At 56.5% G+C, this 17,253-nt stretch carries 18 protein-coding genes; 12 read left to right on the forward strand and 6 right to left on the reverse strand.

Annotated elements, in window-relative coordinates; genetic code table 11:
* The first annotated feature begins 223 nt into the window (after nt 1–223).
* On the forward strand, nt 224–460 hold the full coding sequence (locus HZB29_13435; protein MBI5816599.1) for a Fis family transcriptional regulator: 237 nt from the start codon (nt 224–226) through the stop codon (nt 458–460).
* Between the two features lie 88 nt (nt 461–548).
* Here the strand turns inward: HZB29_13435 and HZB29_13440 are convergent, their stop codons facing one another.
* The 3 genes from HZB29_13440 to HZB29_13450 form a co-directional block, all read right to left on the reverse strand.
* Nucleotides 549–884: a universal stress protein gene (locus tag HZB29_13440; protein ID MBI5816600.1), complete on the reverse strand. Its 336-nt coding sequence runs from the start codon at nt 882–884 to the stop codon at nt 549–551.
* Nucleotides 885–1,144: 260 nt separating this feature from the next.
* Nucleotides 1,145–1,678, reverse strand: coding sequence for an RES family NAD+ phosphorylase (locus tag HZB29_13445; GenBank protein ID MBI5816601.1), 534 nt, complete (start codon nt 1,676–1,678; stop codon nt 1,145–1,147).
* The gene (locus tag HZB29_13450; GenBank protein MBI5816602.1) at nt 1,675–2,112 is read right to left on the reverse strand and encodes a hypothetical protein; all 438 of its coding nucleotides are present in this window, start codon (nt 2,110–2,112) and stop codon (nt 1,675–1,677) included. The genes HZB29_13445 and HZB29_13450 overlap by 4 nt, the downstream gene beginning before the upstream one ends.
* A 371-nt stretch (nt 2,113–2,483) precedes the next feature.
* Here HZB29_13450 and HZB29_13455 point away from each other — a divergent pair, with 371 nt between their 5' ends.
* From HZB29_13455 to HZB29_13505, 11 genes are all read left to right on the forward strand, one after another.
* The gene (locus tag HZB29_13455) at nt 2,484–2,816 is read left to right on the forward strand and encodes a TusE/DsrC/DsvC family sulfur relay protein (protein MBI5816603.1); all 333 of its coding nucleotides are present in this window, start codon (nt 2,484–2,486) and stop codon (nt 2,814–2,816) included.
* 199 nt (nt 2,817–3,015) lie between these two features.
* A complete protein-coding gene (gene dsrA, locus HZB29_13460; protein ID MBI5816604.1) occupies nt 3,016–4,290 on the forward strand; it encodes a dissimilatory-type sulfite reductase subunit alpha in 1,275 nt (424 codons plus the stop codon).
* Nucleotides 4,291–4,313: 23 nt separating this feature from the next.
* Nucleotides 4,314–5,390, forward strand: a complete 1,077-nt coding sequence (dsrB, locus tag HZB29_13465; protein ID MBI5816605.1) for a dissimilatory-type sulfite reductase subunit beta — start codon at nt 4,314–4,316, stop codon at nt 5,388–5,390.
* Nucleotides 5,391–5,406: 16 nt separating this feature from the next.
* The gene (locus tag HZB29_13470; protein MBI5816606.1) at nt 5,407–7,227 is read left to right on the forward strand and encodes an FAD-dependent oxidoreductase; all 1,821 of its coding nucleotides are present in this window, start codon (nt 5,407–5,409) and stop codon (nt 7,225–7,227) included.
* Between the two features lie 174 nt (nt 7,228–7,401).
* Entirely contained in the window at nt 7,402–8,127 is a 726-nt protein-coding gene (locus HZB29_13475) for a respiratory nitrate reductase subunit gamma (GenBank protein MBI5816607.1), read from the forward strand.
* 190 nt (nt 8,128–8,317) lie between these two features.
* Nucleotides 8,318–9,646: a (Fe-S)-binding protein gene (locus HZB29_13480; GenBank protein ID MBI5816608.1), complete on the forward strand. Its 1,329-nt coding sequence runs from the start codon at nt 8,318–8,320 to the stop codon at nt 9,644–9,646.
* Nucleotides 9,647–9,816: 170 nt separating this feature from the next.
* Nucleotides 9,817–12,057, forward strand: a complete 2,241-nt coding sequence (locus HZB29_13485) for a response regulator (GenBank protein MBI5816609.1) — start codon at nt 9,817–9,819, stop codon at nt 12,055–12,057.
* Nucleotides 12,058–12,152: 95 nt separating this feature from the next.
* Nucleotides 12,153–12,692, forward strand: coding sequence for a DUF1697 domain-containing protein (locus tag HZB29_13490; GenBank protein ID MBI5816610.1), 540 nt, complete (start codon nt 12,153–12,155; stop codon nt 12,690–12,692).
* Between the two features lie 103 nt (nt 12,693–12,795).
* Complete coding sequence (locus HZB29_13495) at nt 12,796–13,836, forward strand: cytochrome-c peroxidase (GenBank protein ID MBI5816611.1); 1,041 nt, start codon at nt 12,796–12,798, stop codon at nt 13,834–13,836.
* A gap of 177 nt (nt 13,837–14,013) precedes the next feature.
* On the forward strand, nt 14,014–15,066 hold the full coding sequence (locus HZB29_13500; GenBank protein MBI5816612.1) for a DMT family transporter: 1,053 nt from the start codon (nt 14,014–14,016) through the stop codon (nt 15,064–15,066).
* Nucleotides 15,067–15,162: 96 nt separating this feature from the next.
* Complete coding sequence (locus HZB29_13505) at nt 15,163–15,360, forward strand: hypothetical protein (GenBank protein ID MBI5816613.1); 198 nt, start codon at nt 15,163–15,165, stop codon at nt 15,358–15,360.
* Between the two features lie 160 nt (nt 15,361–15,520).
* Here HZB29_13505 and HZB29_13510 read toward each other — a convergent pair whose 3' ends face one another.
* From HZB29_13510 to HZB29_13520, 3 genes are all read right to left on the reverse strand, one after another.
* The gene (locus HZB29_13510; GenBank protein MBI5816614.1) at nt 15,521–15,931 is read right to left on the reverse strand and encodes a hypothetical protein; all 411 of its coding nucleotides are present in this window, start codon (nt 15,929–15,931) and stop codon (nt 15,521–15,523) included.
* Nucleotides 15,932–15,947: 16 nt separating this feature from the next.
* Nucleotides 15,948–16,388, reverse strand: coding sequence for a hypothetical protein (locus HZB29_13515; GenBank protein MBI5816615.1), 441 nt, complete (start codon nt 16,386–16,388; stop codon nt 15,948–15,950).
* A gap of 312 nt (nt 16,389–16,700) precedes the next feature.
* Nucleotides 16,701–17,096, reverse strand: a complete 396-nt coding sequence (locus HZB29_13520) for a response regulator (protein MBI5816616.1) — start codon at nt 17,094–17,096, stop codon at nt 16,701–16,703.
* Between the last annotated feature and the right edge of the window lie 157 nt (nt 17,097–17,253).

Consider the following 17,253-nt stretch of genomic DNA (forward strand, 5'->3'; position numbering starts at 1 on the left):
ATCCATTCTTCCCTTGCCAGTTTTCCCGTTACCGTTTACTCTTTTCATGTGACCTCCTTGCTTTCCGTTGTTTTCGTTCAAAAACATGGTAGCAGGTGAGGTCATACCTTCGTTTCAACTAAGTTTAGGACACTTTCTTCCAGGGTGGTGGGGTATTTTTCTTTTTTACATTTGAATTTTGAATATGGACGACGGCAAAAGCGGCCAGGCTCATTCTTTCAAGATGTCCTTTGACGAGGCCTTGAGGACTGACCTGAACAAGTACCTGAAAAAAATAAAGAATATAGAAAACGGCGGAAAGCTGTATTCCATGGTGATCAACCTGGTGGAAAAGTCGCTCCTCGAAATCACAATGGCCGAGACGAAGGGCAACCAGAGCGAGGCGGCCCACGTTCTGGGGCTAAACAGAAACACCCTGCGCCGCAAGATAGACGAGCACAAGGTCAAAATAAAAAAATAGGGCAACCTTCCCGCTTCCACGTGGCCGGCTGACCACTGTTCTTTCGTGGCGCCGCCATCCTTGCGCCATTACCACCGGTACGGTGGCGCTACAACTTCCTCTTCGCCGCCACCAGCGTAACGTCGCAAGGGGCGCTCTTGATGGTCCGCGCCGCCACGTCGGTGGAAAATATATCGAATATGGAGCTTTTGTGGTGATGCCCCATCACGATAAGGTCGGCGTTTATATCGTTTGCGATCCGCGCTATGGTCTCCGCCGGATCGCCGCTTTCCACCATCACTTTATGAGGCACACCGGAGTCGGCGAACCATTTTACGTACTCCCTGATCCTGTCGTGATGCTCTTTCTCCATGGCCCCCACCTTCCCCATCATCTCCTCCGGCGGCAGGATGCTCACTTCCTGTGTCCCGATCTCCTGTTCCATGGAAAAAACACCGACGAACGTCAGCTTCACCTCCTTGCCCCGGCAAAGGGATGCGGCGGTCTTTCTTATCGCGTCGGCGGGCTGGGCATACCATTCATGGGTGATGGGAGGGACTGCAACGAGGATGTTCTTATATATGTTGTTCATGTCCAACTATCCTTCTTGTGGCGGACATAAGGATAAACCTTTTTATCTGGTATATGTCAACAGGAACGCTGGCCGGTGATTAAGTCAATCATTAAATGGAATATAAAGGTTGCTCACATCATCGAAAAGTGGCGAACCTTGCTCAAAATAGAAGTATCCGGCCTGCCAATTGCAGCTATCCATCCTACAAGATCATTTCGTTTGCCAAAAATAACCATAACTTTTCCGTTACGATCCTCTCCGTTTTTCAATCCGTCATCTGTTTTCATTCCCCTCGCAAATCCTGGAAGTAACGCAACGCTTGGCGCCTCCATTCCTTTTGCTCCAGTTTCTCTTATTTTCCTTGCTTGCTGTCTGCAATATTCATAAGTGTCCTTGCCTCCGAGCAAAATAGCGGGAATCAATTCAGTAGTGGCAAACTGTTCGGTATCAGGAATTTCAATGGCCCAAATGGCTCTATTGATTTCCATTAGTTCATCTATTCCGGTAATTTCCTCATGCCGCAGGAATTCAGCCCAAGCCCCGTCAGGTGTGTCAGCGCAATACTGAACGGGACCTTCATCATTACCATGCCATCTTGCCGGGGGTTGGTGGTTATCCTCCCAGAAAAAAGACCTATCGGAAGGAGCATGCCTGTACACAATCATGTAGCATTTGAAGATGCGAGTGAATGCGCTAACTCCATTACTTTTAAAGGCCCCTTATCATCCGGGCTCCAATCACCTTTTAGAATATCAACAGGAGCTTTGCCATCCAATTGTGTTCGCTTACGATTGAACCATTGGACAATACCGGTATTGGTATATGCTCCCCGCAAATCATCGATGATCCTGCTTATGAAAATAAGCCGGTTCGCAACATTTGATTTTTTTCTATCTCCAACCATCCGTCCTAACAATTCCATACCTATTATTGCAACTGGGGATGTTGGAGGGATATCGTCAATGGAGCTCAATATTTCGTCCACCTTTTTCCGGGCAACATCTACCTTCTTCTCAATATCAGGAAAGCGAAACGAGCTTTCTCCAGCTCGACCACTAAAAGCCGCTTGAACCTGAGGCTTTTTATGCGATTGTTTCATATAGAAAATATAAACCAGTTCATCTGCAAAGGCAACTTTATCAATTTATCCGCGCGGAGGAGCGTTCTTCATCCCATAGTGTTTTAAGCGCCTCCCTCCCGCCGTCAATCGCCACAGGCGCCTTTTTACCTGTTGTCCCCCAAAAAGGCGTATCATAAATGTGAAAATCTTTATGGGGGCGGAATCCATATATTATCCACCGCATCATATATCAAAGCTTTGATGGGCAGGGCCGCCGATGGCTCCAGGTTTCGGCGAAAAAGCCCCTCGAAATGACGCTAAAGCCTGATTAAAGCCGGCTGGATTTCTTTTTTTCAGCCGCATATTTAAATATTACAGTCCGTTAACCTTTTTTTTGGAGGCGAAGCCAGATGTCTTTTGAGCTCAACGGCGTCACGTACGAGACCGATGAGGACGGTTACCTGCTAAACCTGGATCAATGGAACAAGGACGTGGCCGATTACCTCGCCAAAGGCGAAGGGTTGAACATGACCGAGTCCCATTGGGAGGTGATCAACTTCCTTCGCGACTACTATGACGAATACAAGATCGCCCCGATGATCCGGATACTCACGAAAGCCATCGGCAAAAAGCTCGGGCCTGAAAAGGGAAACACAAAATATCTGTACGAGCTTTATCCGGGCGGTCCGGCCAAGCAGGCGTGCAAGATTGCCGGGCTGCCAAAGCCGACCGGCTGCGTTTAACGCCAGGTCATTCCATTTAAAGGCGCCGTCTGTCCGGCATGTGGACGGCAAAGGATTGGTGATTTTTTGCGCTTTTTTCCGGAAATCAACCGGGCGCAGGCGGTTTTATCTTGCGGAAGATAAGTCGCCATAGTCCGATTTTTTAGGGAACGGCCCCTGGCCGCGCTCTTTGGAACATTGTTATAAGGGGATATTGACCATGTCTGACAAGAACAAGAAGACGGAAATTAAAACCCCTCTTCTGGACGAGCTTAAGACCGGCCCGTGGCCGAGTTTCGTGAACGACCTGAAAAAACTTTCCGAGCGCAAGCCGGCCGTGGGCGAACTTTTGGGCCAGCTTGAGCAAAGCTATGAGGACAACTGGAACTATTGGCAGGGGACCGTGCTCAACGTGGACGGTTATGGAGGCGGCGTCATCGCCCGCTATTCCGAGCTTGCCGGCAAATTCCCCAATATAGCCCAGTTCCACACCATACGCATCATCCCCCCCGCCGGATGGGTGTATTCCACCAAGAAGCTGCGCGAGCTTTGCGACATATGGGACAAGCACGGCGCCGGGATCATGCAGATGCACGGGATGACGGGGGACGCGCTGCTTCTGGGGACGGACAACAAGACAACCTTCGACGCGGCAGAGGAGCTGATGGAAGCCGGGTGGGACCTGGGGGGCTCCGGCGCGGCGATGAGGACCCTTTCGTGCTGCGTCGGCCAGGCCCGTTGCGAAATGGCCTGTTTCGACACCATGGGGGTCACCAAATTCCTCACCGACACCTTCATAAGCCAGCTTCACCGCCCCGAGCTTCCCTATAAATACAAGTTCAAACTGTCCGGCTGCGCCAACGACTGCGCCGCCTCCATGCAGCGGTCGGACATGCCGGTCATCGGCACATGGCGCGGGCCGATGCAGATAGATCAGGAGGAAGTGGCCAAATTCATAGACAAGCACGGGCTGGACTACACCGTGAACAACGTCATCACCCGCTGCCCCACCCAGTGCATGCAGCTAAAGGGGAAGAGCATCGAGGTGGACAACGGCAACTGCGTCCACTGCATGCACTGCATCAACGTGATGAACAAGGCGCTTGCGCCCGGCAAGGACCGCGGGGCGACCATACTGATCGGCGGCAAGAGGACCCTTAAGATCGGCGACACCATGAGTTCGGTGCTTGTCCCGTTCATGAAGCTGGAAACGCCGGAGGATTGGCGGAAACTTACCGCTCTTGTGGAACGGATATGGGAATTCTGGGGAGAAAACGGGCTGGAGCACGAACGCATAGGCGAGTTCATCGAAAGGGTGGGCCTTGGCACACTGCTGGAGAACATCGGGCTGGAGCCCAACGTGGAGATGGTCGCGCACCCCAGGTCCAACCCGTACATCAAGTTCGAAGAACTGGCCCCGGGCCGCATGGGAGGCGAGCCGGAGGAGGCGCCCACCGTCGTGAACAAGGAAACCGAAGGCTTTGAGAAAGCCTGAAGCGGGAAAAGGAGAATAAAGTAATGGCAACACCGAAAAAGATGGCGCCGCGCGACAACGGCGCTCCGGACCATAAAGTAAACCTGCACCCGTTGATGGCCAAGAATTACGGGAAGTGGAAGTACCACGAGATACCCAAACCGGGCGTGCTCAAGCACGTGGCGGAGAACGGCGACGCGATCTTCACGGTGCGCGCCGGCTCGCCTCGTACCATGAGCGTGGACACGGTGCGAAAGGTGTGCGACATCGCGGACAAATATTGCCAGGGGCACCTGCGCTTCACTTCGCGGGCGAACATAGAGTTCCTTTGCGGAAACGAAAAGGATGTGGAGCCGTTGATAGCTGAGATCAACAAAGTCCTCGGCTTCCCGGTTGGCGGCACCGGCAACACCCTTTCGAACATCCTGCACACCCAGGGGTGGATGCACTGCAACCTCCCCGGAACCGACGCGGCGGGGTCTGTGAAGGCCCTGATGGACGACCTTTATAACGAGTTCGTCAAAGAAGACCTCCCCTACCGGGTGAAACTTTCCACCTCATGCTGCACCATCAACTGCGGCGGCCAGGCGGACATAGCCATAAACGTCCAGCATCATCATCCCCCACGCATCAACCACCAGGGGGTGCCGATATGCGAGCTTCCCAAGGTGGTGGCCATATGCCCTGTGGCGGCCATACGCCCCACAAACGTGGACGGGAAAGGATCGCTGGAGGTGGTCGAGGAGAAGTGCATGTATTGCGGCGCGTGCCACGGGCAGTGCCCCAGCATGGAGATTCGCGACGCGCAGACCGACACCCTGACAATATGGGTTGGCGGGAAAAACTCCTCCACCCGCAAAGGGCCTGCGTTCATGAAGCTTGCGGTGTGGGGATTGCCGAACAATCCGCCCCGCTGGCCGGAAGTGAGCGCCGCCGTCCGCAAGATCATCAACGCGTACAAGGCCGGCGGCAGGCCGTATGAGCGTATTGGCGAGTGGATAGACAGGATCGGCTGGAAGAAGTTCTTCGAGGTGACGGGCTTCCCCTTCACCAAGTACCACATAGACGACTTCAAGCTGGCCCGGACCACTTTGAACACCTCCACCCACGTCCGGTTGTAAGGGAGGAGATGGGGAAATGGCCCGCAACACAGCTCTAGGTCTGATCGAATCCGGCAAGATGCGGCTTGAAAAGGCCGTTGCCGAGGAGATTGTGGTCACTTCCGGCTCAAGCTGGAAGTGCCCGGTGTATGTGCGCAAGCTGCCGCCGTGCAGGAACGAATGCCCGTCCAGCGAGGATATCCGAGGTTATCTGACCACCATCGCCCAGGCGGAGATGAACAAAAAGCCGCTGGACGACGCGCTGGACGAGGCATGGTACACCCTGACGGACAAGAACCCGCTCCCGGCCGCGCACGGCAGGATATGCCCGCATCCGTGCGAGAAAGGGTGCAACCGGAAGGAAAAAGAGGACGGCGCCGTGGCCATCAACAACATGGAGCGCTTCATCGGCGACCATGGGATCCGGCGCGGGCTGAAACTCCGCAAACTCACGGACGCGAAAAAGAGCAAGCGGATAGCCGTGGTGGGCTCCGGCCCGTCGGGGTTGTCCTGCGCCTATCAACTGGCGCGGAGGGGATATCCGGTCACGTTGTTCGAGGCATACGACAGGCCGGGCGGAATGCTGCGGTATGGCATCCCCCCCTACCGGTTGCCCAAGGACATCCTGGACGCGGAGATCAACAACATCTTAAGCCTGGGCATCGAGCTTAAGACCAAGGTGAAGATCGGCAAGGACATCACCTTCGAAGAGCTGCAAAAGCAGTATGACGCGGTGTACCTTGCCATCGGGGCGCACACGGGGGCCAACCTCAACGTGCCGGGCGAGGACAAGGGCTCGGCAAACGTGTTCTCCGCCGCAAGCTACCTGAACCGCGTGAACTCCGGCGCCAGCGTTGACGTTGGAAACAAAGTCATCGTGGTGGGCGGCGGCGACAGCGCGGTGGACGCGGCCCGTTCGTCCCTTCGCCAGGCGAAGGCGGCGTTGGGCGAGGCGGCCGAGGAGTTCAACACCGAGCAGGCGGAAGCGATGCTGGACTCTGCCCGGGTGAGCAAACGGGCCGGCAAGAACGGCGTGGAGTCCACCATCATCTACCGCCGCACCCGGGAGGAGATGCCTGCCATTGATTCGGAGATAGAAGAGGCCGAGCGCGAAGGTATCCGCATCGAATACCTGACGGCGCCTGTGGAAGTCCTGGTAAAGGACGGCCGCGCGGTGGCGCTCAAGTGCGTCAAGATGAAGCTTGGCGCGCCGGACAAGTCGGGCAGGCGTTCACCTGTTCCGGTGGAAGGCTCGGAATTCACGATGGAGGCTTCGTCCATCATCGTGGCCATCGGGCAGAAACCGGAACTTGCCGGGACGCTTGCGCAGGTGGCGGACCAGTGGGGATGGGTGAAGATAAAGGGGGACTACTCCACCGCCGTGGACGGCGTTTTCGCCGGCGGCGACGCGCAGGGGCTTGGCATATCCACCCGCTCCGTGGGCGACGGGCGCAAGGCGGCGCTTTCCATAGACTCTTACCTCAAGGCAGAGAAATGGGCGCCAAATCCGAAGGGGCGCCCGGTGAAACCGGAGAACTTGATTCTGAACTACTACCCCGCCGCGCCGCGCAACGAGGAAAAAGGTGTTTCCATCGAGGAGCGTGGCCACGGGTTCGGCGAGATATACCAGACGATAACGCGCGACCAGGCGGTGGCCGAGGCGAACAGGTGCATGAGCTGCGGGCTTTGCTTCGTGTGCGACCAGTGCCGCGTGTTCTGCCCGCGCGAGGCGATCCATAGGGACAAAAAGCGGCCGCAGGGCCAGGTGATGTTCACGGACTACACCAAATGCAACGGCTGCCACGTCTGCTTTGAATCGTGCCCCTGCGGGTATATCGAAATGGGATTGGGATTGTAGGATAATATCGCGCAGGTGCGGGTTTAAAGCCCGCCCCTGTTTTTAGAAGCACATGAAAATAAGCGCTTCTCCGGGGTCGCTGACCCCGGTCTTAAGTTCATGCTCGGAGACCCGTGGTCAGGCGACCACGGGGAAGCTATTATGTGTGCTTGTGACATAAGAGGGTTTTCGTAAATGTCCGGTCTTTCCGCGTTGTCGCTGTCGTTTGTGATCATGTTCTACGCTGCCGCCGCCGTCTTCATTTTCGGCCTGGCGGCCAAGGTGTATGGCTACGCTGTCACTCCGGCGCCCCTTAAAATCCCGACGACCCCCGCCCCCGCCACATCCGGAGGGGTGGCGCTGCGGATGGCCTCCGAAATTTTCCTTTTCTCATCCTTGTTCAAGGGGAACAAGTGGACGTGGATCGGCGGATACGCTTTCCACGTCACCTTCGCCCTGGTCATATTCCGCCACCTGCGGTATTTCCTCCAGCCTGTGCCTGAGATCGTGTCGCTGGCGGGGCCTCCGGGGGTATGGGCTGGCGTATTGCTTGCCGGCGCCGCCGGTTACCTGTTCGTCCGCAGGATCGCCGTGGACAGGGTAAAGTACATATCGTCCGGGGCGGACTATTTCGCGCTGATCCTCATCGGCTCGATAGCGGCCACGGGATTGATAATGAAATTCTTACTGCGCGCGGACGTGGCGTCGGTGAAATCGTTCATGATGGGGATTGTCACCTTCTCGCCGGTGAACATGCCCGCGGACGCGATGTTCATCGTCCACCTTCTGCTTGTGATGGCGTTGATGGTGTACTTTCCTTTTTCCAAGCTTGTCCACATGGGGGGCATATTCTTCTCCCCCACCCGCAACCAGGTTGACGACTGCCGCGAACACCGGCACGTGAACCCATGGGCGGCGTGACGGCGCAACGGGAGTAGAACGCGTGGCCGACATCAAGACCGAAAAACTGACCGGTGAAATCAATGTCCCCCCCGTAAAGCCTGGGGCGACAGGCCAATTGCGCCCGCACCCCGCCTCGGCGGACCATAACAGGGGGCTCGGCTTCCCGGAGACCCGCGTGGAGAACTGGCAGGTCAAGGCTGTCGAGAAAATGGGGGAACTGCTTGGCAAATACCGTTCGCTCAAGGTGTTTCTGGACATCTGCGTCAAGTGCGGCGCCTGCGCGGACAAATGCCACTATTACCTTGGCACCGGCGACCCGAACAACATGCCCGTGGCCCGGCAGGAGCTTATGCGCAAGGTGTACCGGAAGCATTTCACGCCGGCCGGAAAGCTTTTCCCGGGCCTTTCCCGCGCGGAGGACCTGACAGAGGACGTGATGGAGCAGTGGTATAGATATTATCACCAGTGCTCCCAGTGCCGCCGCTGCTCGGTGTTCTGCCCATACGGGATAGACACGGCGGAGATATCCATGGCCGCGCGCGAGATAATGGACAGCGTGGGCATCGGCCAGAAATACTGCAACGAGATACTCGGCAAGGTAAACTCCATCGGCAACAACCTTGGAATCAACAAGGCGGCGCTGGGCAACACGCTGGAGTTCGTGGAAGAGGACGTGAAGGAGACCACCGGGGTGGACGTGCGCTATCCTCTGGACGAAAAAGGCGCCGAGGTCCTTCTCATCGCGCCGTCGGCGGACTTTTTCAGCGAGCCGCACATACAGGGATTCACCGGCTACGGCAAGGTGTTCCACGAGGCTGGCGTTTCATGGACGGTCTCCAGCTACGCCTCCGAATTCGCCAACTTCGGCATGTTCATCGGCAACTACGGCGTGATGCAAAAAGTCGCCCGGCGGATAAAGGACGCGGCGCTAGACCTGGGGGTCAAGCGTATCGTTGTGGGCGAATGCGGCCATGCGTGGCGCGTGGCGTACAGCTTCTGGAACACGCTGATCGGGCCATTCGATTTCCTCGATCCGAAACACAGGAACCCCACGCACATCTGCGAATACTCCCTCGACCTTATCAAGCGCGGCGGGCTGAAGCTTGACAAAAGCGCCAACGACAGCCTGACGGTGACGTTCCACGATTCGTGCAACGTTGCGCGCGGATCCCGCATGGGGGACATGCCGGGGGGGCAGTTCGAGGTCCCGCGCGATCTGATAAAGGCCATGTGCAACAATTACGTGGAGATGAACGAGGACACCATCAAGGAAGTCACCTACTGTTGCGGCGGCGGCGGCGGCCTGCTCACCGACGAGCTTATGGATTTGCGGGTGAAAGGCGTACTGCCCCGCGCCAACGCATTGCACGACGTGATGCAAAACAAGGGGGTGAACACCATGGCCACCATCTGCGCCATCTGCAAGGCGCAATTCACAAAAGTGCTCCCCTATTACGGGATTCCGATGGAGACTGTCGCCAGCGTCCACCAGCTAGTGTCAAACGCGATAGTGCTTGGGGGGAAAAAAGGGGTATAAACCCTCGTCCCCCTTGAACCACGTTGAGCATATCTTTTTCACATTTAAAAAAGCCAAACTCTGGAGTAGAATCATAGATAGAGGTATTCATGTTGCATCTTTATAAAGATGCAGTAGTGGCGCTTCTCGCGCGGGTTGTCCCGCCGCTATTAAGAGGGGAAATTTAAACGGTGAAAAGCGGTTCGGGCGTCAGTTTCGGCCAACATCTCGTGGACAAGGGGTTGATTACCAGCGAGCAACACGAGAAAGCCCTGCAGATACAAAATAAGGCCCGGCTGCTTGGCGAGATAGCGGTGGAGCTTAATTACCTAAAGCCCGATGACGTGTCGCTGACCGCCGAGTACATGGAAATCAACCCGGGCGTGAAGTTCGGCGAAGCCGCCATTTCGATCGGTCTGCTCAATTCAAACCAGCTTCGATACCTTCTGGACGTGCGGACAAGAAGGAAGGTGAAAATCGGGGATATCATCGTTGAGAACGGATTTTTGGACGAGGAAACGCTTCGCAAGGAAGTGATAAGTTTCAACGCAAGGAGAAAGCGGCTCAACAAAATCCTTCTTTGCGATCCCAGCCATACGATCACCAAGGTGCTTGAAAGGATGCTCACCAAATACGGCTACGAGGTTTACAAGGCCAAAAGCGGCGCCGAGGCGATATCCGTGGCCGCCGCCGCCAAGCCGGACATACTGATGACGAGCATCGTTCTGCCGGACATGGAAGGCTACGACCTGTGCAACAAGCTTATGTTCAACTCCGCCACCATGGGTGTGCGGATGGTGATGCTTTCCAGCGACGACACCGTTGAAAACGTGGAAAAGGCCTTTGAAAACGGCATTAACCACTTCCTGAAAAAACCGGTCAGCGAGAACGAACTTATCAACATTATTTACCAGATAGAAAGGGAGGAGTCCGAAAAACGCCCGGAAAAAATCCTGGTGGTGGACGACAGCCATGGCGCCCGTGTGGTGATCCTCAAAGAGCTTGCAAGCGCGGGTTTCAGGGTGTTCGCCGCCGAAAACGGGCGCGAAGGGGTGGAGATGGCCAAAGCGCTAAAACCGGACATAATCACCATGGACGTGGAAATGCCGGTGATGGACGGGTTTGCCGCGTGCCACGCACTCAAGGACGATCCGGCGACGGAGGACGTCCCCGTCATAATCATTTCCGCCAAAAGCGCCCCGGAACTGCGCGAAAAAGGGTTTGCCGCCGGCGCTGTGGAGTATTTTTCCAAGCCGTTCAAGACCGGCAGGCTCGCCGACTACATTCGCATTCTTTTCGAAACGAGGAAAATCAACAAAAGCGAAAAGGTCCTCGTCGTTGACGACTCGAACGTGACTCTCCACATACTCAAATACATTTTCCGGAAAAACGGCTACAAAGTGGCCGCCGCGAAAAACGCCATCCAGGCCGCGGAATTGCTGCCCGAATTCATGCCGGACCTCATAGTGACCGACTGCAACATGCCCGGCAAGGACGGCTTTGAATTCACCAGGGACATTAAAAGCTCCCAGGCTTACCGCCATGTCCCGGTGATCATGGTCACCGCCTCCTCCTCCAGCGAAGATATTTTAAAGGGCCTTGCCGCGGGGGCCACCGATTACATCGTCAAACCGTTCGACGAAGCGGAGCTTCTGGCCAGGGCCGGCTCCCATCTTGACAACAAGAGGCTTTACGACGAGGTGCGGAAAGAAAAAGAGGCGTTGAAGAAAACAAACGCCCTGAAAGACCGGTTCATCGGCATGGCCGCGCATGACTTGAGAGGGCCCCTGTCCTCCATAAGCGGATTCGCCGCGCTTCTTGAGGAAGACATTCCGAACCGGGCTGAAATCTCTTCAATTATTAAAAACGCCGCCGACGAGATGATAGGGCTGATAGACGACCTTTTGGACATTTCCAAAATAGAGAGCGGAATACTCGATTTAAAGCGCATGCCTTACGATATTGTGGACGTCGTGACGCGGCGCGTTGAGCTTTTCCGCTCCCTGGCCGGGCGCAAGAGCATCGCGCTTCACATCAAGCCGCATCCGCCAATAGCGCTCTGGGCGGACAAGGTGAAAATCCAGCAGGTGATAGACAACATCCTGAGCAACGCCATAAAATACACAAAACCGGGCAAAAATATCAGCGTGGAAATCACGGACGCCGCAGAGAGCGCGCAAGTGGCGGTGCGCGACGAGGGCGTGGGAATACCGAAAGAGGAGCTGGGCCGCGTTTTCGACGGGTTCGCCAAGTTAAGCTCCAGGCCGACGTCCGGCGAAAAAAGCACCGGCCTGGGACTTGCCATCGCTTCGCGGATAGTCAAAGCGCACGGCGGCATGCTCGGCGTGGAAAGCGAGATCGGCGTTGGAAGCGTTTTCAGTTTTTCACTCCCCAAGGGCGTTCCGCATATTGATTTTTTCAGTGGCAAATAACGCAAGCGGCGTTATTCACCTGGATATTGCGCGCCAGCCGCGAAGGAAATTTCAGTCCGATGTGGACAGGCCGCATTCCGCGTTATAATCCCCCCATGCCGGCCACATACATAGCGCTTTTAAGGGCCGTAAACGCGGGCGGGGCGAACACATTGCCGTCAAAGGAATTCGTGCGCCTGCTTGAAGGACTTGGGATATTGAATGTGCGGACATATATCCAGACCGGCAACGCGGTGTTTCAGGCGGATGAAAAAGACCCGGCCAAACTGGCGGCGAAAATAAAAGCGGCGATAAACAAAAAGCTCGGTTTCGCGCCGGAAGTGATTTTGCTGAAAAGCGGCGATCTTGAAAAAGCGGTGAACTCAAATCCGTTCCCGGAAGCCGCGGAAGATCACAAATCGCTTCACCTCTTCTTCCTGTCATCCGCGCCAAAATCGCCGGACATCCCCGCCATCGAAAAATGTCTGGCCCAAAACGAACGCTTCTCGCTCAAAGGGAGGGTATTCTATTTCCACGCTCCGGATGGCGTCGGCCGTTCCAAGGCATTCGGCAAAGTTGAAAAATCGCTTGGCGTGCCATGCACCGCCCGCAACTGGCGCACCGCGCGCGCATTGCTGGCCATGGCCTTGGAATAGCGCCCAATCATCCTCAATACGGTTGTTGACCTTGCTCCCCTTTTCCCATAATATTGGACTTGGTCTAAAACGCTCGATCTATCAATTTGTGGGAGGGTATTTCATGAAAAGTCTATCGAGCATGGTCGCGGCTTTGTCGGTTCTTTTTCTCGCTCCGCAATTATCTTCGGCCGACAGCAAGCTTTCGCCTCTTCTAAAAGCGGCCCAGGAGCGCTTCTCCCCTCTTCCGGACAAGCCGGTCTATAAAAAAGACAATCCAGCCAGCGAAGCGAAATTAAAGCTCGGCAAGATGCTTTATTTCGACACGCGCCTTTCAAAGTCCAACGTTTTCTCCTGCAACTCCTGCCACAACATCGCCACAGGCGGGGTGGACAACAATCCATTCTCCACCGGCCACAACTGGAAAGTGGGCGGCCGCAACGCCCCCACGGTGTTCAACGCGGCGCTGCACATAGCCCAGTTCTGGGACGGCCGCTCCCCGGACGTGGAGGCGCAGGCGCAGGGGCCGATACTCAATCCCATCGAGATGGGCGCCACGCAGGAGCTCGTGATGGGCCGGATCAAATCAATACCGCAGTACGTTTCGCTTTTCAAGGAAGCTTTCCCGGGGCAGAAAGAGGCGGTGACATACAAGAACCTGGCGGACGCCATCGGCGCTTTCGAGCGCGCGCTGCTCACCCCGTCCCGCTTCGACGAGTTTTTGAAAGGGAACGAAAATGCCCTCTCCGGCAAGGAGAAGGCCGGGCTGAAAATGTTTATGGACAAAGGCTGCGTCAGTTGCCATAACGGCCCTGTGGTCGGTGGCGGGATGTACCAGAAATTCGGACTGGTCAACGAACCCGATTTTTTGAAAGACCGGGGCCGGGTGGATGTGACAAAAAAGGAAGAGGACCTTCACGTGTTCAAGGTGCCCTCCCTGCGCAACATCGCGCTGACCTATCCGTACTTTAACGACGGGAGCGTGTGGGACCTTCGCGAGGCGGTGAAAATCATGGGCTGGACCCAGCTTGGCGACAGGCTGACCGACCCCGAGGTGGACAGCATCGTGACGTTCCTCAACGCGTTGACCGGCAAGCAGCCCGAGGTGACCATACCGGCGCTCCCCCCCTCCACGCCAGCCACGGCCAAGCCGGACAGGATGTAATGACTTAAGCTGGTCATCCCGGAAGCCGCCAAAGGCGGTTATCCGGAATCGCGGCTTTGTATACAAGGGGCATGGCGCGCCGCGCCCCTGCAATATAACCGTTCGCCGGGGAGCCATTCTCCCCGGCTTTTTTATATAATGAATTTCGGGCATTTGTCCGTACGGAGAAAATCGGCAATGGACTGGAAACAAGGATTGCGCAGGCCCGGTGTGCCGGCCGCATTGGGAGCCGCGCTTTTGTTCGGTGGCGGCACGCCGCTGGCCAAGTGGCTGCTTGAGAGTGTCAGCCCGTGGTTGCTGGCCGGGCTGTTCTACCTTGGCTCCGGGGCCGGCCTTTTGCTGTACCGCTTTGTTCGCCGCGCGCCGGCGGTGAGGTTGGCCCCCGGGGAATGGCCCTGGCTGGCCGGCGCAATCGCCGCGGGCGGCGTTGCCGGGCCGGTGCTGCTGATGTTCGGGCTTGCCGGAATGCCGGCGTCGGGCGCTTCTTTGCTGCTCAACGCCGAAGGGGTGTTCACGGCGCTTCTGGCGTGGTTCGTCTTCCGCGAGAATTTCGACAGGCGCATCGCGATGGGAATGGCCGCCATCGTCGCAGGGGCGGTCGCGCTCAGTTGGCCGGAAGAACCCGGCCTGTCCGGAGTCTTGCCGGCCCTGGCCGTGCTGGGGGCCTGCCTTGGCTGGGCCATAGACAACAACCTGACCCGCAAGGTGTCCCTGTCTGACGCGGCATGGATCGCCATGATAAAAGGGCTGGCGGCCGGGTGCGTGAACCTTGTTCTTGCGTTCACGCTGGGCGCGGAATTGCCCCCCCTGGCGGCCGCGGCGGCGGCCATGCTGGTCGGATGGTTTTCATACGGGATCAGCCTGGTGCTGTTCGTTGTGGGCCTGCGCCACCTTGGAACGGCCAGGACCGGCGCCTATTTCTCCGTCGCCCCTTTTTTTGGAGCGACGCTGGCCGTTACGCTTCTCGGCGAGCCGGCCGACGGGCGGCTGCTTATCGCGGGGCCGCTTATGGCGCTGGGGGTCTGGCTGCACCTGACCGAGCGGCACGGCCACGAGCACGAACATGAAGCGATGGAGCACGAGCACGAGCATGTCCACGACGAGCATCACCAGCATGAGCATGATGAACCGGTGGAGCCCGGCGCGGCGCACAGCCACCTCCACGTCCACGAGCCGATGTTCCACTTTCACGCGCACTTTCCAGACACGCATCACCGCCATGGGCATTGAAGGCGTTCCCTTTTGACCGCGTTGACAAGGTGGAGATATTCACGGAACCTATGCCGCCGCCTTGATCATTGTATTACACTGTTGAGAAAGCGCATTGTGACCGGAAAAACAGATTTGCCCATCGGCAAGGCCATCGAATCGGCCATGAAAATCGTCCGTGACGAGACCATTCTGATACGGGTGGACAGGGCCAGGAAGTCCGAATTGGAAAAGCGCGCCAAGCGCGCCGGAGTCTCCCTTTCCTCTTACATCCTGCTGGCCGAGGACAAGTTCGCCCATATCGGCGAAAAGTAAGTTACCCGCTCATCGGGGTGTTACAGCGCATAGCGCGGTCACCCCGGACAGCGGCAAGAATCCGTGGTCAGCGGCCACGGGGAAGCTAACAAGGGGAAACTAACAAGAAGAAGGAAGCGGGCAGGATGCCCGCGCTCCTAAAGGAAGCGCAATCACAACTTCACTTCCCCGCCGTCTGTTGCTGTCCGCCGGACTCTCCAGCGGCGGTGACGGGGGTGGTGGATTCGGCGTCTTCCGCGCCGGAGCCGCTTTCCTTGCTTGCGGTCTCCCCTTGCCCGTGCTCCTCGGCGCCGTGCCGGGCGGTGGCGCCCCTGCGGGGATCCTCATAAGTCATCGGCCTGGCCGAATATACCGCATGCTGGCTTATCGCCACAGTCACGGCGGCCTGTTGCGATGCGGAAGGGGCGGAGGCGGAACGGACGGCCACGGCCTCCGGAGAGAGCGACACCCTGTCCTGCGCGCCAACCTGCACGGTCTTGGGTATGTTCAGCTCATGGGTCCGCTGGGCATAGAACTGCTGCCTGCTGTACACAGCAAGTGCGTTCGCCGCGCCGCTTATCCCGATCACCATGTCAATCCACCTTCTTTCAGTACGCGCGGTCTATCAGCCGGGCGGTGTTCTTTTTCCCCTTCCCGCTGTAGGCCGCCATGGTCTTCCTGCCGCTTGCCATCGCCCCGAAATCCCGGGCGATACCCGCGAACATACCTTCCACAAGCTTCATCCCGAGCGTGTCGGTCTCGATTATCCGTTCCACAAGCTCGATCATTTCTTTTCTCAGCGCCGCCGCTTCGGGTTTGTCCAGCCACCCTTCCCTGCCCGGTTTGGCCAGTTCAGCGGCGATCTTCGCGTCCAGTTGCGTCACTTTAGCCTGCAAAGCGTCCCGTTCGGCCGTATGGCTTGTGGGCTCCTCAGGCCCGGCGCCGCTCGCAAGTTCCTCACGGACCTTCTCCGCCGAGGTAAGTATCTTTCCATAGAGGCTTTTTTCCTCCTGCATAAGCTTCAGGAACGCCCCGTATTCACCTTTCATCCGCTCACTCCAGAAATCCGTCCATTCAAGGCCATCGAGCTAAAGTTTCCAGCTTTTTTCCCGATAATATCAAGTATAAGCCAGTACGAACAGACCCTTCCGTATTTACACGCAACAGTCCTATTTGCAGTATCGGCATTTTCCATAAACTCTTTAGTATTTTATAAAAGAAAGTGGAAGAAACAGGACATTTTTTGCGGGATGTGACAAAAGACTGGGCTACAAACGCATAACGCGCCATCCATCAATAAGATAAACAGCCTACTTAAGTTTTTACCTTAACAGTGGCCTCTCATCTGCCTGGTAATTCAACTATTTACCATTAACTGCCGGGGAGGATTGGGATAGCAACTTTTTGACCACCATCAGGAACTCTTCCGCCTCAACCGGCTTGATGATGTACTCAAGCGCGCCAAGGTCGTAAACGGATTCTATGAATGAATCTATGTCCCCATGCCCGGTAAGTATGATGGCCTTCTGGCCTTTTCTTATTCCGGCGACCCGGCGGACAAATTCCACTCCGGACATTTCAGGCATCATAAGGTCTGAAATCACCAGGTCGTAAGCCCTGTCCGAAAGCATTTTGATGGCCCGTTCGACAGAGCTTGTGGACTCTATATCATAGCCTCCGTCCTTGAGTATTTCGGTGGACCACAGAAGATGGGCTTCATCGTCGTCAACCAGAAGGATGGATTTGCTATCAGCCATTGTCCACCAGAAAGGTATTATTAACCGTCTCATAATAATATAGACATTATTATATATGTATCAAGCCGCGTATTTCGTCGTTTCGCCGTTGAAGTACGATATCACCAGGTCCGGTGATTTCTGGACACGCCGCATATGACTTATCACCGCGCCCTTG

Source organism: Nitrospinota bacterium, assembly GCA_016235255.1.
Classification (GTDB): domain Bacteria; phylum Nitrospinota_A; class UBA7883; order UBA7883; family JACRLM01; genus JACRLM01.